This is a genomic window from Microcystis wesenbergii FACHB-1317 (genome assembly GCF_014696875.1).
Taxonomy (GTDB): domain Bacteria; phylum Cyanobacteriota; class Cyanobacteriia; order Cyanobacteriales; family Microcystaceae; genus Microcystis; species Microcystis wesenbergii_A.
Map to the genome: position 1 here is coordinate 1 of NZ_JACJQV010000177.1, position 21,493 is coordinate 21,493.

Below are 21,493 nucleotides of genomic sequence, written 5' to 3' on the forward strand. Positions count from 1 at the left end.
TGGTTATTTATCTAAGGAAAAGTGACTCCCCCAAAGTCCGACAGAATGATTATAAACAAGGGAAAACCTCTCATCAATTTGAAGTGATTAGACTCTGGGAACAACCCTCGGAACCCCTATTAAAGGCTCCCGGACTGTTTCCCTTTGCCATACTCGCTCAAGCTGAGAAACAAGAAAACTTACTGCGGCAAATTGCCCAAGAAATCGAGCAAATCAGCGATAGTCGAGAACAAAGTAATCTGGCTGCATCTACCGCAATTCTACCGGGTTAGTATTAGAGAAAGACATCATTCAACGATTATTGAGGAAAGACATCATGAAAGAATCAGTTATCTATCAAGAAATCTGGTCGGAAGGTTTACAAGAGGGACGACAAGAGGGACGACAAGAGGGACGACAAGAAGGAGAAGCTAACCTAGTTTTACGTCAATTAAATCGGCGTGTAGGGGACATTTCTCCCGAATTACTGCCCAATATCCGCAGTCTTGACCTAGAACAGTTAGAAAACTTGGGAGAAGCTTTGTTAGATTTTCAGTCACTACAAGATTTAGAACAATGGCTGGAAAATTGCCGAGCCAGTTAGTACAAAAGAACCAAATAACCAGGCCATGCCTTCGGCACAGCCTGGCTGCACGCACCTCACTCCTATAGAGTAACGCACAGAAAACGGGTTTCTCCGAGAAACCCGTTTTCTACTCATGCACTCATGCAAAAAGGGGAATAAATAATCAGTCTTTAATAACCAGATTTAGTATCAGACAGATTTAGGTGTTGGCTGTTGGGTTGCGCTTTTCCTGAGAATTGAGAGGTTTTCTTTAACATATTTATTCGCTCAACCCAACCTACAGTTTCGTAGGTTGGGTTGAGGCACGAAACCCAACAATAAACCCAAAGAAACCCAACAAAAAGATTCAGACGGATTTAGGTGTTGGGTGTTGGGTTTCTACCGTAGGTTGGGTTGAGGCACGAAACCCAACAATACACCCAAGGAAACCCAACAAAAAGATTCAGACGGATTTAGGTGTTGGGTGTTGGGTTTCGCTTTCCCTGAGAATTGAGAGGTTTTCCTTAACATATTTATTCGCTCAACCCAACCTACAAAACTGTAGGTTGGGTTGAGGCACGAAACCCAACCATAAACCCAAGGAAACTAAAGTAGGTTGGGTTGACGTAAGGAAACCCAACAATAAACCCAAGTAAACCCAACAAAAAGATTCAGACGGATTTAGGTGTTGGGTGTTGGGTTTCGCTTTCCCTGAGAATTGAGAGGTTTTCTTTAACATATTTATTCGCTCAACCCAACCTAAGAAACTACTACAGTTGCGAGAACAGTTTTCGAGCATCGGCGATGATTTGATCACCCCAGAGATTTTTTTGCAGGGTTTCAACCTGAGCAAATTCAGGGTCGATTTTAAGCGCACTTTTAGCAAGTTTGATCGCTTTCTCCGTATTGCCTTGACGGTAGAGGGTAACAGCGAGAGCCAGTTGATTTTCGGCAGATTGGGGGTTAATTTCCAGACTTTTTTGAAATTGGCTACTGGCCAAATTTAGATCGCCTTGTTCGTAATGAATTAAGCCAATATTGGTAATCGCAATCAGATTTTTTTCGTCCAGTTCAAGAAGTTTCTGATAGTCTTGTAATGCCTCGCTATAGCGTTTTTGTCTTTTGTAAATTTCTCCCCGGAAATTATAAGACTCCTTGAGCTTAGGATCGAGATCGATCGCCCGATTAAAATCCGCTAGAGCTAAATCCCATTTTTGAGTTTGATAGTAAAGGATTCCTCGCATAGAGTAAAATGAAGCATCATCCGGCTTAAGCTCGATCGCCCGATTAAAATCCGCTAGAGCTAAATCCCATTTTTGCCATTCTGCGTAAGCGATTCCGCGTAGAAAATAGCCTTCTGACTTTCCAGCGATCTCGATAAATTTTGTTATATCCGCAATCGCTAAATCCCATTTCTTTTGTTGAGAATAAATACGAAAACGTTGTGCGTAAGCGAGCGCATACTTCGGATCGAGTTCGATCGCCCGACTGTAATCAGCTAAGGCGATATCCGATTTTTGCTGTTGTCGGTAAATTTCCCCGCGGTTGTAATACAGAACCGCATCGTTACCATTAAGCTCGATCGCCTTATTATAATCGGCAAGGGCGAGATCGAGTTGATTTTGACGGTAGTAAAGAGATCCCCGAAATCGATAAAATAACTCGAAATAAGGATTTAATCGAATCGCTTGGCTGTAATCGGCGAGTGCGAGATCTCCTTTTTTCTGTAACTCGTATAAAGCCCCTCGTTGGAAATAGGCGAGTTCGGGATTTGGAGCGGTTTCGATCGCCTTATTATAATCGGCGAGAGCCAGATCCCACTTTTGTTGTTGGAAATATACACTTCCTCGACGACTATAACCATCGAAATTACCGAGTTCGATCGCCCTGCTATAATCGGCGATAGCGAGATCCCACTTTTGTTGTTTATTGTAAAGATTTCCCCGCGCCTCGTAACTCGCGGCGGAATTCGGATCGAGTTCGATCGCTCGATTATAATCCGCTAGGGCTAAGTCCCATTCGCGCCGCCCCTCGTATAATCCCCCGCGACCACCATAACCGAAGGCGGAATTCGGATCGAGTTCGATCGCCCGGTTCAAATCGGCTAAAGCTAAGTCCCATTTTTTGAGGGAAACGTAGGCCAAACCGCGCATGATATAAGCGACAGCTTGATAAGAATAACTGTCGATCACTCTCGTGAAATCGGCGAGCGCTAACTCGTTTCTTCCTTGAAAATGATAGAAAATCCCCCGTGGAAAAGAAAGGATAGGATTATCGGGATCAATGCTAATCGCTCGATTATAATCCGCTAGAGCTAAATCCCATTTTTTACGCGCCATGTAAAATATCCCCCGACTCGCATAAGCTCCTGCGAAATTAGCATCGATCTCGATCGCTCGGTTATAATCGGCTAGAGCTAAATCAAATTCTTTGCGCTCTTTGTAAACATCGGCGCGGTTTATATACGCCCTAGCGTTATTCGGATTTAACGCCAGTGCTTTATTATAATCGGCTAACGCGAGATCCCATTTTTTCCAAGCACCGTATAACATCCCGCGATTGCTGTACCAACCGGAACGGGGAGCGATTTCTATGGCGCGGTTGATCGCTTCTAAGGCTCGATCGTATTGTCTTACGTCCTGTCGTATAAAGGATTGTCGTATAACCAATAGCGTCGATAAACTATTGTAGTAATTCGGATTGCGGGGAAAGATTTTTATCGCTTGTTCATAGCTCTCGATCGCTTTTTCGTATTGACCTAGACTTAACGCCCAATACAGTGAACCCCTCTGGTGTAAAATTTCAGCGTGAAATTCCGAACCTTGCTCGCGAGTGGGTAGGGTAGCGAGGGCTTTCTCGATCGCTTCAAGAGCGTCCCGATATTGATACTGACGATTGTAAACTAACGCTTTACCGTACCAAGCTAAATAGGTGTATTCGGGATTGTTTAATTGTATCGCCCGATCGAAGGCTTGCAGGGAGCGATCGTCTTTTTTCAAGCGCCAGAGTTGATTTCCCCGCTCGATCCAGATGTCTGCGGAGGCGTTGGTTTCCGGTACTTCTACACTGACAAGAGTGCGATCGATCTGCTGCTGTTGTTGTGCTGTTAACTGGGGTTGAGCGGTAACGAAAGAAGATAATTTAACTCGAAATCTTTCCTGTAAACCGATAAAACTACTAATCGGAATCCCTAAGCTAAAACCTAGCTGAATTTTACCCTTAACCCCCTCAGAGCGTCCGTGAATACCGATCACCTGTCCTGCAGCGTTTAAGACTGGACCGCCGCTCATACCGCCGAAGGTAATACTGGTATAGACCATATCGTAACCGCCGCTCAGGGAACTAACCCTGATCGATGCTCCACTTTGGGTAATCGTAAAATCACTCTGTCGCGTGGCGAGAAGTCCTTCCTCCTGACTTTTCACTGCACCGCCGCTAAAGAGCCATCCCGCTCGTTTATCGCCGATTTTGGGAAATCCCGCCACAAAAACGGGACTCTCTCGATTGGGGCTATAGTTGGCGATTTCTGCGACCGGATAATTCTCGTTACTCTCGAAGGTAAAAATGGCCAGATCGACCCCTTCCTGTCGAATAATGGTTTTTCGGTCGAGGGGAAGGGTTTTGCCGTCGCTGGTGACGACGGTGTAGGTGTAATCGGCACAGGTTTTCTCCTCGGCGATTTTCTCACAGAGGACATGATCGGCGGTTAATACGGTGTAGGTTTTTCCTTCGCGGGCGATAATTGCGCCGCTACCGTTGGCCTGACTGCTACTATCGATCCGGACGGTGAAACCCTTCGCTTTTGTTTCTAATTCGGCGATATAGCCAGTATAGGTGGGGTTTTCAATGCCCGGTGAGCTTTTCGGTAAGGGTAATTGGTACGCAGTCAGGATTTCGGGCCGGATGGAGGTTAATAGGGTATTGATGGAAATGCCCCAATTAACCGCTCTCATCTGTTGGATTTCTGTGTCTGTGGGTTTTGTGCCGTCTTCGTAGGTGTAGTTAGAGAGAATCGGATGGGCCGATCGCCCGTTAATGCCGATTAACTCCCCCTCGACAAAAATGCCGCCGCCACTCATTCCCTGCACGATATCGCCACTATAACCGACGCTGTAGCCCTCTTGGAGGGGTCGATCGCTCACCTGTTCGATCTTTCCCTTCGTCGTCCGATACTGTCCCGTTTCGGCAACATATCCCGCAGCCACCACTTCTAAACCGATCTCGTCTTGATTGGGGGTAAACCGCGCGATGGTGGCGATCGAATAATTCCTGGTATCGCTAAACTCCAGCAGAGCGAGATCTTGATTTTCCGATAGGGAATTGGGGACAATGCGGGCCGCACGGCTGTGGCCGTCGTAAGTTTGTACCTGTAGGGTTTTCGTGTTGCGGGTAACGTGGGCGTTGGTTAGGATAAGGTAATTATCGCCTTTTTTAGCGATAATCGTCCCCGATCCCCGATTTGTCTCGCTAGTAATCTTAACGGTGACTCGTTGTAGGATTTGCTCCTCGGTAAGCTCCCGATCGCCCTGTGCCGTCAGAATGGGATGATTAGAAATATTTCCGGCAGCCGGGGTGACAAGGGTTAACCCGGGTTGAGGCAGTAGGGAGAAAAGAAGGATGAGGGCGATCGAAGGTTTGATCATGGCTGTTACCTTGCTATTTCAAGTATTAATTATCGTCGGTTGGGTTGAACCAAGTAAACCCAACAAAAAGATTCAGACGGATTTAGGTGTTGGGTGTTGGGTTTCGCTTTCCCTGAGAATTGAGAGGTTTTCTTTAACATATTTATTCCCTCAAACCAACCTACGAAACTACGGGCGCTCACTACTTAATTTAATCACTTGTTGCTCAGGAAATTTAAGGATAAGTTCCCATTCTCCCCCTAATTCCCTCATCATACTGGTTAAATTTTCTAGGGTAAGATGTTGTTTTAAATCATCCGATTTTGCTGAGAAACAGGGCTGTTCACTTTCGCTTTCCGTGATTTCTCCTGAAGAAAGTCTTAGGCGTTGAAGAAGTTCATCAATGATTTGCATTTCTTGTAAAAGCTCTTGGGTTTTAGCTTCAATTTTTGCCCTTCTTTCAGAGGGCAGTTTATCCATTTCTTCATCAAAGGTAATCATAGATTTTCCTCCGTTAAGATTTTTAAATGGGCTTCAAATCTTTTTTCGGCGATGGGAATGTTTTTTTCATACCATCTTTTATCGCCAGTTTTATTTCCTCCTACTAGCTAAAGTCGATTGGGTTGAGGCACGAAACCCAACAATACACCCAAGGAAACTAAAGTAGGTTGGGTTGAGGCACGAAACCCAACAATACACCCAAGGAAACCCAACAAGAGACCCAAGGAAACCCAACAAAAAGATTCAGACAGATTTAGGTTTTGGGTGTTGGGTTTCGCTTTTCCTGAGAATTGAGAGGTTTTCTTTAACCTATTTATTCGCTCAACCCAACCTACGAAACTCACCCCCCTAATTGTTGTAAAATCTGCATCACTTGTTCATAAGCAGCCATATTATTCTGTTGGAGGAATAATATAGCTGCTTGTTGTAGATCAATTTTTACTTTTTCGGGTTGTCCTAATATGGCATATAAACCACCACGACCTAAGTAAGCTTGAGCCAAATTAGGATTAATTTCAATAGCTTTGTTGTAGTCAGAGAGGGCTAATTCGTATTTTTTTTGCTCAAAGTAAAGAAGCCCCCGATTGTTGTAAGCCTCAGCATCATTAGGATTAATGTCAATAGCTTTGCTGTAGTCAGAGAGGGCTAAATCGTATTTTTGTTGGCGATGGTAAAGAACCCCCCGATTGACGTAAGCCTCAGCATAATTAGGATTAATTTCAATAGCTTTGTTCCAGTCAGCTAAAGCTAAATCGTATTTTTCTTGGAGACGGTAAAGAACCCCCCGATTGTAGTAAGTCCCAGCAATCTTAGGATTAATGTCAATAGCTTTGCTGTAGTCAGAGAGGGCTAAATCGTATTTTTCTTGGAGACGGTAAAGAACCCCCCGATTGACGTAAGCCTCAGCTAAATTAGGATTAATGTCAATAGCTTTGCTGTAGTCAGAGAGGGCTAAATCGTATTTCTGCAAGTCTTTGTAAAGAAGCCCCCGATTGTTGTAAGCCTCAGCATAATTAGGATTAAGTTCAATGGCTTTGTTGATGTCAGAGAGGGCTAATTCGTATTTCTGCAAGTCATAGTAAAGATTCCCCCGATTGTAGTAAGCCTCAGCATAATTAGGATTAAGTTCAATGCCTTTGTTGATGTCAGAGAGGGCTAATTCGTATTTCTGCTGGTTATAGTAAAGACCCCCCCGATTGTAGTAAAGTATAGCAAAATTAGGATTAATTTCAATGGCTTTGTTGAAGTCATCTAATGCTAATTCGTATTTTTGTAGGTCTTGGTAAAGATTCCCACGATTGTTATAAGCATTAGCATGATTAGGATTAAGTTCAATAGCTTTGTTGTAGTCAGCTAAAGCTAATTCGTATTTTTTTTGGCGACGGTAAAGAATCCCTCGATTGACATACCAAGCAGCACGGGGAGCGAGATCAATTGCCTGAGTAATCGCCGCTAATCCCTCATCATAGCGTTTTAATTCACTTAATACTGCCCATTTCTCATTATAGTAATTGGGGTTATTGGGAACCAGAGAAATCGCCTGATTAATCACCGTTAATGCTTGCTCATAATTTTCTCTGGCTTCTCTTTCTGTACCTGCAATTTTTGAGAAGTCACCTAAAAAGCGATAAACTACACTTTGCCGTTGTAAAATACTACTGTGAAACTTCTTTAAATTTTCCCGTTTAGGTAAGGTATTAATCGCTTGTTGCAAAGCTTCTATAGCTGGTTGATGTTCGCGTAATTCAAATAACGCTAATCCCTTACCATACCAGGCTAAATAGACATTATCGGGGTCATTTTGCTTAATCGCTTCATCAAAGGCTTTAATTGCTTCCTGATCCCTTGCTAACCGCCATAATTGTCCCCCCCTTTGTATCCAAATATCCGCCTTCGCATTGGTATTAGGGACAATAACACCAGTAATCGCTTGAATAATTTCTTGTTGTTGTTGCGGACTAACTTGGGGTTGAGCAGTGGTTAATAATTGCGGTTTTACCTTCAATCTTTCTTGCAATCCGATAAAAGTGCTAATGGGAATCCCTAAACTATACCCTAACTGAATTTCCGTTACCCCTGCTCCTTCTGAACGTCCATGAATCCCTATTACTCTCCCCTGAGAGTCTAAGACTGCACCGCCACTCATGCCCCCAAATGTGATGCTGGTATAAACTAATTCATAGCCTCCGGTTAAAGAAGCAACACTTTGTAATGTTCCCCCTTGTTTATTCCTTAAAGGACTTTGGCGGGTTTGTAGTAATCCCCGTTCTTTCTCGTCAATTGTACCGCCACTAAACAACCATTTCGAGGGATTGTCGCCAATTTTGGCGAAGCCTGCGGCAAAAACAAAATCATCGGTATTTGGGTTATAATTCGCTATTTCCGCAACGGGATAATTGTCCAGGCTTTCAAACTGAAAAACTGCTAAATCTACCCCTTCCTGACGGATGATGGTGCTTTTCTCGATGTTTCGAGTTTTGCCGTCGCTGGTGACGACGGTGTAGGTGTGATCGGGACAAGGTTTACTTGCAGCATCTTGACTTTCTTCCTTCTTCTCACATAATACATGGTCTGCGGTTAAAACCGTGTAAATATTGCCTTTTTTAGCGATAATTACGCCACTTCCATTGGCTGTACTGCTACTATCAATCCGGACGGTGAAACCCTTCGCTTTCGCTTCTAATTCGGCGATATAGTCAGTATAGACGGTGGTTTCTATATCGGGGTTCACCTGCGGTAGGGGTAGGTTATAGGCGCTGAGGATTTCGGGACGGATGTAGGTTAATAGGGTATGAAGGGGAATGCCCCAGTTAACCGCTCTCATCTGTTGGATTTCTTCTGCGTCTGTGGGTTTTGTACCGTCTTCGTAGATGTAGTTAGAGAGAATCGGATGGGCCGATCGCCCGTTAATGCCGATTAACTCATCCTCGAAAAAGATACCACCGCCGCTCATTCCCTGCACGATATCGCCACTATAACCGACGCTGTAGCCCTCCCGGAGGGGTCGATCGCTTGTTTGTTCAATTTTCCCGTTATCGGTGGTGTACTGCCCCGTTTCTGCGGAATAACCGGTTACAGTGATATCTAGTTCCGCATCCGGGGAAATGGCGCGAATTTTAGCGATCGGATAATCCCGGGTATCGCTAAACTCCACGAGGGCCAGATCCTTATCTTTTAAAAGGGAATTCGGCGCGATCGAGGCTGTGCGGGTTTGGCCGTCGTGGGTTTGGATCTGTAGGGTGGTCGCGCCACGGGTAACGTGAGCGTTGGTCAAAACGAGGTATATACTGCCTTTTTTCCCGATAATGATTCCCGATCCCCGATTTATCTCGCTAGTAATCTTAACAGTGACTTGACGGATCGATCGCTCGATCTGCGCGTCTGGGCTGTCTTCCGCCACGATCGCCGGAGCAGAGAAAGGGGATAGCGCTTTAACTGGTACGACGGGCAGAAGTAGGAGGCTTAGGAGTAGGGGAAAGGGTTTCAACATGGTTATTATGGGGAAATTCGGGGTAAAACAGCGAAAATTCTAGCGGGTGGGAACGCAATTATTTTGCGGGCCAGCAGATCTCGTACCACAGGGTGCGTCGCGATCGGCGAGTGGTGCTTTGGCGAAAAACTCCGTCATCGAGATATAGGTTTTATCTCCAGAACTCTGGAGGAGCATATCCGAGCTTTTCCCCTCTAGGATGTCCATGAGTTGTTGCAAGACTAAATCTGGATTGTCGTGGGGTTTAAGGGTAAAAAGTTGGCTATTACCATCGCAGGGATCGCCGGATCGTGAAACGCTGCAGATGATCGGGTATCCCTTCGCCCGGCCGGTGGTGAGATAGTTAAAACGCCCTTGATTATAGGCTTCCTGGAATTTTTTCGTGACTTCCTCGCAACGAACCGGGGAACGTTTGGAGAAATATTCCGATTTCCAGCCGATAATCCGCACATTGCCGCTCCTTTGGGGAATCCAAGCGAGGGTGGCGGGGATTTTTCCTCCCGATGCGCGATCGAACACCTCTTTACAGAAGAAGGTGACGCCATTCGGGGTGGTCGATTGGCTGAAACCGGGGGCGATACCACCGAGGAGGACAGTGGCGAGGAGGCCGACGCAAGCGAGACGGTGGGAAATATATCTAGAGTTCATAGGGATAGTTCCTCAGAAAATAGGGATTAGAATCGTGATTAGGGTCAAAATGGGATTATTTAAGGGTTAGCGGCGGCGTTGAGGGTGTAGCGACCCGATTCACCCCCTTCGCGAGAGGTAGCCACTAGGATATAAACTCCATCGGCAGGTAATTCGGTTACAAGTCGAGCGTTAAAATCCCCGGGAGCGCGATCGACGCGCTGGTCACTACGGGCGACCTGTGGGTATTTTGTCCCCTCGGAAGATTGGAGAACGCGATAGAGGACAAGATAGGGAGCGATCTCGTTGCTGTTCATATCCAGAACGATTTTCTGTCCGGCACGACCCTCGAACCCGTAATATTGTTGGTTTTGGTCTTTGGTCAAGTTGCCTTGAATGGTCTGACCGTTAAGAGGGAGGGCGAGTAACTGTATCCGCTCTTGCTGTCCTAATGTTGAGACGGTGGAGACATCGCCTGTTTTAACTGCGGTGAGGAAAGCTTGCAGGCGATCGAGGGAAACGGCGAAATTAATGCCGCTCTGGGTAAGGCCGATCGGGTTTCCCGCACCGTCGTAAACGTAACTCCCGATATCGCCTGCGACGTTAACCCCCACCACTTCCCCCCGTGAATTCAAAAGCGGCCCGCCGGAATTGCCTTTGTTGATATTAGCGTTGTGTTGCACAATGCCTTTTTCGGGGTCGAGACGGCTGATAATGCCCTGGGTGAGGGTGTTTTGATAGTCCTCGTTTAAGGGTGTGCCGATGGCGAAAACGCTTTCGCCGACTTTGGCGGAGTTCGCACGGGCGAGGGGAAGATAGGGCAGGTTTTGGCGGTTATAAATCCGCAGGACGGCTAAATCCACGCCATTTTTAGCGAAGCCGATCACGTCTGCCGAGGCCTGCTGTCCGTTGGAAAATTTCACCGTCACCACCCGGGGTCCGTCCGCAACAACGTGGGCGTTGGTAATGATGATACCGTCGGGACTGACGAGAAAGCCGCTACCGTGGCCGCTGCCATTTTTGACGGTGACGACGGCGGGGCTGGCTTTCTGATAGACTCTAGAAGCGGTCTGATCCTGCGCGAGGATGGGTGGAATGTTTTCCATCAGGAAGCCTCCTGGTTGAACCAGTAGGCCAGTGGTGGCCAGTAGCACCGATAGGGTGAAAGTAATTGGTTTCATCGGGTTGGCTCCTCTTTAGTCGGGGGATACTTGCAAGTATGTTATCGTTGGTTTTTTTCCAATTATGCGATCAAGTTTTAAGTCCTCAGATTGCTTTTTTTACAAAAGTTTAGAGGGGGAGAGCGATCGCTCTCCCTTGCAACTTACGCACCTATCTGCCGTAGTGCTTCTATGGCGCTGTTGTACATTTCTGTGTTTCCCTGCTGGCGAAATAATTCGGCGGCCGTTGTTAGATCGGCGATCGCATTTTGTCTCTGGTTAAATGCGAGATGGACGTATCCGCGGAAATGGTAAGCGTAGGCAGCGCGGGGGTTTAGTCGGATCGCGGTGTTCAGGTCTTGAAACGCCGGCCGCCATTGTTCGCGAATCGTGTAAATCATGCCCCGACCGAGGTAAGCTTCGGCATAGTCCGGATCGAGTTCGATCGCTCTGGTGAATTGAGCGAGGGCGAGATCATATTTTTCCTGTTGGATGTAGTTAATTCCCCGGTTAAAGTGGGCGATCGCTTCTTTGTAGTTCGTTTGAGCGATCAGGGTTTCGGCTGGTTGTCGGCTTTCTAGGGCGATGACGGGGCGAACAGTGGCGAGGGTGGAGAGGCCGATTAGGCTGACGGTGGTGAGAAGGGCGAAGGATTTCATGGGTAGTTCCTCGGTGAGGGTGATTTGAGCTTCTACCTAATTCATCGGTTGCTTTTTTGGGAATATGCAGGATAGGGCGATCAATTTTTTTTCCTTTCGGGTACAAAAGGAAAAAGCGCGGCAATCGGCATCGCTTTGTTATCATTTAGTGAAAAATACTTGTTTTTTTTGATGCAATATGGTAAGCAAATCCCCGACGATTACTGATGCGGAATTAATTCGCCTCAGTTGTCAGAACCCGGAATTAGGCTTTGAACGCAATGCAGATGGAACGTTAGTCACTATGCCCCCGATCGGAAGTATTTCAGCGAATCGAGAACTGAAAGCCGGCGCTCGCCTGCTCTACTGGGTCGAACAGAACGGGTTAGGAGAGGTATTTAGTTCTAGCGGCGGTTTTAAACTGGCCAATAGCGCGGTACGCTCTCCCGATGTGGCTTTCGTGGCGAGAGAACGTTTACCGTCCGGTTGGCAGGAAAGGGAGGATGAATTTCTCGATCTCGCGCCGGATTTCGTGATCGAGATCCGTTCTAAAACCGATAGTTTATCCAAGTTAAAGCGGAAAATGGAGGAGTATCGGGAGAACGGGGTGAAGTTAGGATGGTTGATTGATCGCCACAATAAACAGGCTTTTGTCTATCGTCAGGACGGGACGATTACCTGTTATCCCGAGAACGCGATTTTAAGCGGGGAAGATGTGGTTCCGGGGTTCACCCTAGCGCTAGAAATCTTGCTGTAAGATCGATCGCTTTTTTCGGGGTGAGATTCAAAATCGATCGAGTATCTAGACCGCGCCTAATTGCCGTAGGAATTGCAGGGCTTTTTCGCGTGCTGGCGCGTTCCCTTGCTGGCGGAACAGTTCGGCGGCTTGTCGGAAATCCTCGATCGCTTTTTCCTTGTCTAGCCGATAGACGTAAGGAAACCCAACAATAAACCCAAGGAAACCCAACAATACACCCAAGGAAACCCAACAATAGACCCAAGGAAACCCAACAAAAAGATTCAGACGGATTTAGGTTTTGGGTGTTGGGTTTCGCTTTTCCCTGAGAATTGAGAGGTTTTCCTTAACATATTTATTCGCTCAAACCAAGCTAGGGACTGCACCTAGTTTTTTACACACAATTCCTGATGGTTTAAAATAGCTTCTGATACCTCAATGAGCAGAAAAGCGATCGCATCTTGATGATCCGGGTCGGTTAAAATGGTTTCGAGGGTGCTAGGGGTGGGAATTTCGTCCCCATCTGCCAACATGAAGGAAATATGACCTTTTAAGGCTTCAGTTGCCATTTTTTTAGCTTCTTCGATGGTTTCTCCTGCACTAATACAACCCGGAAAGTCATAAAATTGTACCCCATAATCACTATGTTTATCTTTATGAACGGTGGCTAAATAAGTAATCATTAATTTCTCATTTCAGGTTCGCATTAGATTAAGTAGTCATGCAAAATAAATTTCCTAGTGAAGATAGGCAAGAGGCAAGAGGCAAGAGGCAAAAGCTTTATCGGAATGTGTAATTAATTTTGCTCAGGTACTTATATTCTTCGCGGATTGATGAAGTTAGAGATTCCAATAAGATTAATTTTTCCTCAATTGACAGGTTTTTTCCTTGTTTAATTAATGTTTGTAAAGACATTTTTTGCAAATCAAATTCAGGCACAAGTCGAGCCAATTCTTGTGTTTGTTGATTTTGTAAGTCAGTAATTAATTCTTGTAAAAATAAAGAATCATTACTTAAGTCCGAAATTTCATCTTCATAGTTTTCGAGAGCTTCTATTTGTTGAATACGGTCACTATAATTTTTGAGAAGGGATTCGAGAGCTTCGATAATAAATTGGATGTCTTTAAATGATAGAGTTTTCATAGTTTACCTCAACTTACTTTTTTAAATCCTATAGTAATCATAGCAATTATCGTCGATTGGGTTGACCCAAGGAAACCCAACAAAAAGATTCAGACAGATTTAGGTGTTGGCTGTTGGGTTTCGCTTTTCCCTGAGAATTGAGAGGTTTTCTTTAACATATTTATTCGCTCAACCCAACCTACGAAACTTATCCCCCTAATTGTTGTAAAATCTGCATCACCTTTTCATAAGCAGCCATATTATTCTGTTGGCGGAATAATATGGCTGCTTGTTGTAGATCAATTTTTGCTTTTTCGGTTTGTCGTAATATGGCATATAAAAGACCACGACCTAAGTAAGCCTCAGCCAAATTAGGATTAATGTCAATAACTTTGGTGAGGTCAGCTAAAGCTAATTCGTATTTTTCTTGGTAAAAGTAAAGAATCCCCCGACCTAAGTAAGCCTCAGCCAAATCATTATTAATGTCAATAGCTTTGTCGTAGTCAGCTAAAGCTAATTCGTATTTTTCTTGGAGACGGTAAAGAACCCCCCGATTGTTGTACGCCTCAGCATAATTAGGATTAATTATAATAGCTTTGCTGTAGTCAGAGAGGGCTAAATCGTATTTCTGCAAGTTTTTGTAAAGATTCCCTCGATTGTAGTAAGCCACAGCATCATTACGATTAAGTTCAATAGCTTTGTCGTAGTCAGCTAAAGCTAATTCGTATTTTTCTTGGAGACGGTAAAGAACCCCCCGATTGACGTAAGCCTCAGCATAATTAGGATTAATTTCAATAGCTTTGTCGTAGTCAGAGAGGGCTAAATCGTATTTTTTTTGGTCAGAGTAAAGAAGCGCCCGATTGTAGTAAGCACCAGCATGATTAGGATTAAGTTCAATAGCTTTGTTGTAGTCATCTAATGCTAATTTGTATTTTTGTTGATCTCTGTAAAGATTCCCCCGATTGCCATACCAAACAGCACGGGGAGCGAGATCAATTGCCTGAGTAATCGCCGCTAATCCCTCATCATAGCGTTTTAATCGACTTAATACTGCGGATTTCTCGTTATAGTGATTGGGGTTATTGGGAACCAGAGAAATCGCCTGATTAATCACCGTTAAGGCTTGCTCATAATTTTCTCTGGCTTCTCTTTCTCTACCAGCACTTGTTGAGAAGTCACCTAAAAAGCTATAAACAACACTTTGCCGTTGTAAAATACTACTGTGAAACTTCTTTAAATCTTCCCGTTTAGGTAAGGTATTAATCGCTTGTTGCAAAGCTTCTATAGCTGGTTGATGTTCGCGTAATTCAAATAACGCTAATCCCTTCCCATACCACGCTAAATAGACATTCTCGGGGTCATTTTGCTTAATCGCTTCATCAAAGGCTTTAATTGCTTCCTCAAACCTGAATAACCGCCATAATTGTCCTCCCCTTTCTATCCAAATATCCGCCTTCGCATTGGTATTAGGGACAATAACACCAGTAATCGCTTGAATAATTTCTTGTTTTTGTTGCGGACTAACTTGGGGTTGAGCAGTGGTTAATAATTGCGGTTTTACCTTGAATCTTTCTTGCAATCCGATAAAAGTGCTAATGGGAATCCCTAAACTAAACCCTAACTGAATTTCCGTTACCCCTGCTGTTTCCGAACTTCCATGAATCCCTATTACTCTCCCCTGGGAGTCTAAGACTGCACCGCCACTCATGCCCCCAAATGTGATGCTGGTATAAACTAATTCATAGCCTTCGGTTAAAGAAGCAACACTTTGTAATGTTCCCCCTTGTTCATTGCTTAAAGGACTTTGGCGGGTTTGTAGTAATCCCTGTTCTTTATCGTGAATTGCACCGCCACTAAACAACCATTTCGAGGGATTTTTGCCAATTTTGGGGAAGCCTGCGGCAAAAACAAAATCACCGGTATTTGGGTTATAATTCGCTATTTCCGCAACGGGATAATTGTCTCGGCTTTCAAACTGAAAAACTGCTAAATCTACCCCTTCCTGCCGGATGATGGTGCTTTTCTCGATGTTTCGAGTTTTACCGTCCTTGGTGACGACGGTGTAGGTGTGATCGGGACAAGGTTCACTTGCAGCATCTTGACTTTCTTCCTTCTTCTCACATAATACATGGTCTGCGGTTAAAACTGTGTAAATATTCCCTTCTTTAGCGATAATGACACCGCTACCGTTTCCACCGCTCGTACTATCGATCCGGACGGTGAAACCCTTGGCTTTTGTTTCTAATTCGGCGATATAGTCAGTAGGGGCGGTGGTTTCTATATCGGGGTTCACCGGCGGTAGGGGTAGGTTATAGGCGCTGAGGATTTCGGGACGGATGTAGGTTAATAGGGTATGAAGGGAAATGCCCCAGTTAACCGCTCTCATCTGTTGGATTTCTTCTGCGTCTGTGGGTTTTGTACCGTCTTCGTAGATGTAGTTAGAGAGAATCGGATGGGCCGATCGCCCGTTAATGCCGATTAACTCCCCATCAACAAAAATGCCGCCGCCACTCATTCCCTGCACGATATCGCCACTATAACCGACGCTGTAGCCATCCCGGAGGGGTCGATCGCTCACCTGTTCGAGGGTTCCCTTTGTCGTCCGATACTGTCCCGTTTCGGCAACATATCCCGCGGCCACCACTTCTAAACCGATCCTGTCTTGATTGGGGGTAAACTCCGCGATGGTGGCGATCGGATAGTCCCTGGTATCGCTAAACTCCAGCAGAGCGAGATCTTGATTTTCCGATAGGGGATTGGGGACAATGCGGGCCGCACGGCTGTGGCCGTCGTAAGTTTGTACCTGTAGGGTTTTCGTGTTGCGGGTAACGTGGGCGTTGGTTAGGATAAGGTAATTATCGCCTTTTTTAGCGATAATCGTCCCCGATCCCCGATTTGTCTCGCTAGTAATCTTAACGGTGACTCGTTGTAGGAATTGCTCCTCGGTAAGCTCCCGATCGCCCTGTGCCGTCAGAATGGGATGATTAGAAATATTTCCGGCAGCCGGGGTGATAAGGGTTAACCCGGGTTGAGGCAGTAGGGAGAAAAGAAGGATGAGGGCGATCGAAGGTTTGATCATGGCTTTTACCTAGCTATTTTAAATAGTAGAAAACGGGTTTCTCCGAGAAACCCGTTTTCTGTGCGTTACTCAACGGATTTAGTATAAGAACGAAGAAAAAAGAAGATACCGGAGGTGGTGAGAAGTGCGATCGCTGGGGGGATAATCGGAACCCAGAGACCGAAATAACTAAAGAGAAGCCAACCGATACCAGTAAGGGAAATCACAGCGATCGCCACTGTCAAAAGTACCGTTTTTACCCGAAGAAAACGCCACGTTAATAATCCCCCCACCAGGGACCAACCCAGCACCCAGAAAGCCTCCTGTAGGGGATTCCAGAAAGCGATCGAGGTACGTTTTCCTGTCATTGTATCGAGAATTTGACTGACCGCGTGCGCGTGCAAATAAACCCCCGGAATTGCTTCCGATGGGTTGCGACTAAAGGGGGTTAAAAAATCATCGATCCCGGGTTCTGTTACTCCAATCAGGACAATTTTTTCCCGGACTGATTCGGAATTAAAACCCGGATCTAAAACCTGTCGGAGAGATTTTTTCGGAGCAATTTTGATGATTGCATCGATGCCATTATCGGCGATTCGACGGTAAGCGAGCATAACTTGACGGCCGGATCGGGTATCGGATTGACTGGTTCTATAGGGGCCGCGGTTGGATTGTAGCCAGTCACCGAGATGAGTATCCCCGATATTAATTTCTAGAATTCCCCGCTGCAGTTTATTGCAGTCAAAATCTTGATTCTGGGATTCTAGATATCGTTTGGCAATTAGGAGACTAAAACTAGGAGCATAATCTTTAAAATTACAGGACATTGAGTCAACTGTGGCCAAAGAATCCGGGGGAAGACAGGGAGAGGTGCGATCGAGTTTTGCCTGATATAAAAAACGACGAATTCGGGGAACTCCGGCAATGGTTTCGTCTGGGACTATGTTACTAAAACCACTCTGATTTTTTGGCAGTTCCGGGGGTGGGGGAAATCCGTCCGGTTGCGGGTAATTATTGAACTTACAAATCGAGATAAAATTAGGAGTATTTTGTAATTGTTTGGCTAGGGGTGGATAATCTTGACTGGCAGCGATGGGACGGAGGATATCTAAGGCGATAATTTGCGGTTCGTAGGGCAGTAATTTATTTAAAAGCTGCGATAATGCTTCTCCTGCGAGGGAACGTTTTTGATCGCTTCCGGGTATTGTTGGTCTTTTCATACCCATGCGATCTTGATAGGCCCAATCTTGGCGATCGATGGTAATAATTAATAATCTTTCGTCGGGTTTATCTTTGGGTTTTAGTTGCATCAGACGATCATAAATATTTAATTCTAAGGGTTCTAAAATTCCTGTTTCTCTTATTGCCAAGACTGTCATCGTTACGGCTAAACCTAAACCGAAAGTTAGAGCAAATCGTCGCCAATTTTGTTGTTTTTGAGGGGAGTTACTAAAACTATGCCAAGTGGGGGGTTCTTCGGTGGGATTGGGGCAAACTACGGGCAACCAACTGGCACAGGGATAGTCTTTTTCCCAGTCATCGTGGAGATTTTTTTGGGCTTCATGTACGGCGCTATAGAGAGATTTATTATTGGTAAAAGCGGTTAAAAAGTATTGCAGAAATTTGGGAGAAACGGGATCGGGTAATTTCTCGCGCATAAAGATTAGATGGGGTAATGCCATCCCTTTTTCCCGGGATAGTTGTTGTGCCAAACCGATACCATCACAGGAGTTAAATATCGCTAACTTTAACCCGTTTTTAGTGGCTTCTCCCAGGGAAAAGCTAAAATCAGCTATCTTTAATTTATGAGTTTCTGTTAGTTGAATTTCGCAATCTTGGCCATCTTCTGTACTGGCACTATGACCGCTAAAAAAGAGGATATTCCAAGTTTCTTGACGCAATAACTGATTTAATTTTTGCGGGTGAGGGGCTTTTTCCCAGATAATTTCTGCTCCTGCTTTTCCCGCAATATCGTCTAAAGTTTTGCGATCTTCTTCGAGAAATCTTAAGTCGGTGGCATAGCCTAAAATGGCTAAAATCCGAATTTTTTCATGATTTCTTAATTGTCTGCTTAAGGTATCGTATTCTGAGACAATAATGGCTATATCTGCGCCGGTATTTTGGAGAATTTCCCATTTTTCCCAGGGGAATCTTTGCAGCCAAATATTATCGGTTTGTACCCAGATACGAAAGTTATTACCAGAGCGCAGAATTGCGGTTTTTATCGGTTCAAATTCTGGGCTATTATTCAACCATTTGTTTAAGTTATCCTCAAATAATTTGGCTTTTTCTTGGCAGTTTTTAAAGACTAAATTCTGCTGAGAACTATTGGTAATTTGTTGGGGATTGCTATCTTTTAAGACTTTAAAAAATCCCTCTAATTCACTATAGTGACGTTGCCATTGACGGTAAAGAGTTAATAACTCTAAATTAGCTGGTAGCCTTGCTTTGATCACAGTTTGGGGACGAGAATTAAGATCGGGACGAATTTCTAATTTTACTTTAAATCCCCGATCAAATGTGCCATCTAGTTCGAGAGTTAAGAGTTTAATCATGAAGTTTTTCCTCGCTTATACTTGTAAATATTCGGTTACTCTTGCCGATTCTAAAGCCACTTCAATGAAGAATTTATCCCCCAATTCAGCATCAAATCGATAACGAATAAATTCATCGTTATCTGTGGCAATTACTTCTCGAAAAACCTGGCCAGTTTCGGTGAGAATACTTAATTTTAAATGGGGGGGTAAAGTGCTTGTTTCTCCGGTGGGGTAAACAGTCGCTTGCAGGCTAAATACTTCTTCAGTTTTAGCGATAGTAATCATCAAAGCGAGGGGATTTCCCAGTAATTCTACTCCTAAATCTTTGATGCGTTTAATTTCTGTATTTTTGAATGCTGGAACCAGTGACAGTGAGCTAAAATCGAGGATACTTTGCCAATCAATGGGGAAATTATCGGCAAACCAATTGGTTAACTTGACGGGGGATTTTTGCCGACGGGTAATTAAAATTTTTCTCCAGTTACTATTGACGATAACTGCTGCCCATTCCTGAAAAGTAACGGCTTTTCTGGGAAAGATTAACTGAGGATTAGCTAAGATGTCTAGTAAGGTTGTCAATCTATCTAAAGATAGTTTTTCTTCCATCTTTTCCCGTTCAATCTTAACTGGTTGTAATTGATACTCTCCCCATAAATCCAAAGAATCTGATCCTGATTGCAGTTGATTTCTCGGTAGAGAGTAGTTAAGATTACGCTTAATATATTGTCCTTTTTCCTTAATATCTTTATGGGTAGTATAACCCCAAATTCTTAGATGACTTTCGGCAGTGTTTACCTGTACCGCTAGATAATAATCACCAATTAATTGAGGAATATCTACCCATTCTTGAGGAATTTCGATCGCTTCTAGATCCAGAGTTTCGCTGGCAATAACTATTACTGACTTTTCGCCTAATTTAACGGTAAAACCATTAACTCCTAGTTGCCAGAAATCCTCTTGATTTTCTACTAAGCTAACCCCAGGCATCCCTGACTGTAGATAGTTATAAATAACTTGTTGACAAAGATAATTAACATAAAATCTCTGACGAATACTGGCATCAGTAAAACTGGCACTTTTTGCCCAACTTATCTCTTGAACATCTGCGGGTATTTCTAGCCAAATGCTATCAGGAGTTAGTTCTAACCAATCATTAACCATAATTAATCCTCCTGAGTTGTTGCGCTGGTTTGATAGTAGTATGTTAGCCATGGTTCTATTGCTTTACTAATAACTTCTCTATCGTGAGACTGGGAAGGAATATGCAGGTTTTCGCTGGCCCAGGGTAAAAACTTTTTAGCGAGGTGACGATAAACTTTATCCAGTTCCCTAGAAACCTGATATTGTTTGATAACTACCGTGGTGATTTCTGTAATCTTAGCGGCAATTGCCACTTGTCCCAACCCTGAACCATAAGTCATCTCTAGAATTAACTGAATTTGCGGATGCAGTTTTGCCTGTTGCGGCTGCTGACAAATCTGTTCAATTTCTGCCCCTAACCAAGCTAGAATTTTTTGGTGGTTTTGTTGCGACTCGCGAAAATTTTCCGCCGCTTCTAATTGCTGCCAAGGGGTATCATGGTCAGTATCTTCGATCATTTCTTCCCTCGTGGTACTTTCCTCACCCCCTAAAGGTTGCTGTAGGGAAATTGTTTTTCCTTGGGGAAATAAATAATCAGAAATAGCTTGTCCCGCATCCTTTAACCATCGGGTAATTGTCCCAGAATTGATTTTGATGGTAGAGTGGCTATCCGAGTTATAAGCAGCGGCGATTTTTTGCCAGATTTCTGGACTAGGTTCCTGAATTTTACCATCGGTTTTTATTTTTGCCTGGGCATAAATTTCTTTATAGTAATCCCAAGCTAAAAGGTAATTTTCGAGAGTTTCTCCCACTAATCCCCTCGCCTGGAGAGCTTGGCTGAGACGCGCTCCGGTAGAATTAAGTAGTAGGCTCCAAGTATTATGGCCGAATGCTTGACTAATCTGACGGATGCGATCGATTAAGCGATATTTAATCCTCTGATTGGCAAAATTATCGAAGCGAGTGGAGAATAAAGGCTTAAAGTCAGCTAAGATAGCCTCAAAATCAAGAATTCCTTCGTTAAAGTAGTCTTCGATCTGATAATCTAGTTTAGCTTGATATTTTTGATAGATTTCGGCAGCAGCCCAGTAGCAAGGTTCCTGCAAATAAGCATATAAATGCCCACGAAAAAGATGATTTTTGGAACCGGGATTCTGATACTGTTGCTGAAAGAATAGGGACCAATAATCCTCGGACTCGACATTAGGATCGATTGGGCCATAGCTTTCCATGTTACGACGCAAACGCCGATCGCAATTCCATTGTGTCCTATTTTGTCGCAAAACTAAAAAGCAACAAAACTTCTCCAGCAAAGTCTCTCGTTTTTTCATCTAGCTAGTCCCCGTGGAGGTCAACTAAACTCTCTATCGTTCCACTT

14 protein-coding genes and 1 pseudogene are annotated in these 21,493 nt (G+C 44.4%); 3 read left to right on the forward strand and 12 right to left on the reverse strand.

From position 1 onward, the window contains the following. Nucleotides 1-583: pseudogene (locus H6F92_RS16865) on the forward strand (Rpn family recombination-promoting nuclease/putative transposase); the annotation flags it as partial. A 731-nt stretch (nucleotides 584-1,314) separates the two neighbouring features. On the opposite strand, the gene H6F92_RS16870 reads toward H6F92_RS16865, so the two are convergent. From H6F92_RS16870 to H6F92_RS16895, 6 genes are all read right to left on the reverse strand, one after another. Next, nucleotides 1,315-5,187, reverse strand: a complete 3,873-nt coding sequence (locus H6F92_RS16870; protein WP_190358800.1) for a serine protease — start codon at nucleotides 5,185-5,187, stop codon at nucleotides 1,315-1,317. A 168-nt stretch (nucleotides 5,188-5,355) separates the two neighbouring features. Further along, complete coding sequence (locus H6F92_RS16875) at nucleotides 5,356-5,667, reverse strand: transcriptional regulator (protein WP_190358801.1); 312 nt, start codon at nucleotides 5,665-5,667, stop codon at nucleotides 5,356-5,358. 340 nt (nucleotides 5,668-6,007) lie between these two features. Then, on the reverse strand, nucleotides 6,008-9,157 hold the full coding sequence (locus H6F92_RS16880; RefSeq protein ID WP_190358802.1) for a tetratricopeptide repeat-containing S1 family peptidase: 3,150 nt from the start codon (nucleotides 9,155-9,157) through the stop codon (nucleotides 6,008-6,010). A 39-nt stretch (nucleotides 9,158-9,196) separates the two neighbouring features. Beyond that, nucleotides 9,197-9,805, reverse strand: a complete 609-nt coding sequence (locus H6F92_RS16885; RefSeq protein WP_190358803.1) for a COP23 domain-containing protein — start codon at nucleotides 9,803-9,805, stop codon at nucleotides 9,197-9,199. Nucleotides 9,806-9,864: 59 nt separating this feature from the next. Continuing rightward, the gene (locus H6F92_RS16890; RefSeq protein ID WP_190358804.1) at nucleotides 9,865-10,965 is read right to left on the reverse strand and encodes a S1C family serine protease; all 1,101 of its coding nucleotides are present in this window, start codon (nucleotides 10,963-10,965) and stop codon (nucleotides 9,865-9,867) included. 143 nt (nucleotides 10,966-11,108) lie between these two features. Next, nucleotides 11,109-11,603, reverse strand: a complete 495-nt coding sequence (locus tag H6F92_RS16895) for a tetratricopeptide repeat protein (RefSeq protein ID WP_190358805.1) — start codon at nucleotides 11,601-11,603, stop codon at nucleotides 11,109-11,111. A 178-nt stretch (nucleotides 11,604-11,781) separates the two neighbouring features. On the opposite strand from H6F92_RS16895, the gene H6F92_RS16900 reads away from it, so the two are divergent. Beyond that, nucleotides 11,782-12,339: a Uma2 family endonuclease gene (locus H6F92_RS16900; RefSeq protein ID WP_002763043.1), complete on the forward strand. Its 558-nt coding sequence runs from the start codon at nucleotides 11,782-11,784 to the stop codon at nucleotides 12,337-12,339. Nucleotides 12,340-12,359: 20 nt separating this feature from the next. Next, the gene (locus H6F92_RS16905; RefSeq protein WP_155120266.1) at nucleotides 12,360-12,533 is read left to right on the forward strand and encodes a hypothetical protein; all 174 of its coding nucleotides are present in this window, start codon (nucleotides 12,360-12,362) and stop codon (nucleotides 12,531-12,533) included. A 171-nt stretch (nucleotides 12,534-12,704) separates the two neighbouring features. Here H6F92_RS16905 and H6F92_RS16910 read toward each other — a convergent pair whose 3' ends face one another. The 6 genes from H6F92_RS16910 to H6F92_RS16935 all read right to left on the reverse strand — a co-directional run bounded on the left by H6F92_RS16910 (nucleotide 12,705) and on the right by H6F92_RS16935 (nucleotide 21,446). After that, nucleotides 12,705-13,001 (reverse strand): type II toxin-antitoxin system HicB family antitoxin, encoded by a 297-nt coding sequence (locus H6F92_RS16910; RefSeq protein ID WP_190358806.1) that lies wholly within the window; start codon nucleotides 12,999-13,001, stop codon nucleotides 12,705-12,707. 97 nt (nucleotides 13,002-13,098) lie between these two features. Next, on the reverse strand, nucleotides 13,099-13,461 hold the full coding sequence (locus H6F92_RS16915) for a hypothetical protein (protein WP_190358807.1): 363 nt from the start codon (nucleotides 13,459-13,461) through the stop codon (nucleotides 13,099-13,101). Nucleotides 13,462-13,648: 187 nt separating this feature from the next. Beyond that, nucleotides 13,649-16,519 carry a tetratricopeptide repeat protein gene (locus tag H6F92_RS16920; protein ID WP_190358808.1) on the reverse strand — a complete coding sequence of 957 codons (2,871 nt, stop codon included), beginning with the start codon at nucleotides 16,517-16,519 and terminating at the stop codon, nucleotides 13,649-13,651. Nucleotides 16,520-16,584: 65 nt separating this feature from the next. After that, nucleotides 16,585-19,053: a CHASE2 domain-containing protein gene (locus H6F92_RS16925; RefSeq protein WP_190358809.1), complete on the reverse strand. Its 2,469-nt coding sequence runs from the start codon at nucleotides 19,051-19,053 to the stop codon at nucleotides 16,585-16,587. A gap of 15 nt (nucleotides 19,054-19,068) precedes the next feature. Next, a complete protein-coding gene (locus H6F92_RS16930) occupies nucleotides 19,069-20,196 on the reverse strand; it encodes a DUF1822 family protein (protein ID WP_190358810.1) in 1,128 nt (375 codons plus the stop codon). 2 nt (nucleotides 20,197-20,198) lie between these two features. Beyond that, on the reverse strand, nucleotides 20,199-21,446 hold the full coding sequence (locus H6F92_RS16935; RefSeq protein ID WP_190358811.1) for an RNA polymerase subunit sigma-70: 1,248 nt from the start codon (nucleotides 21,444-21,446) through the stop codon (nucleotides 20,199-20,201). Nucleotides 21,447-21,493: the final 47 nt, after the last annotated feature.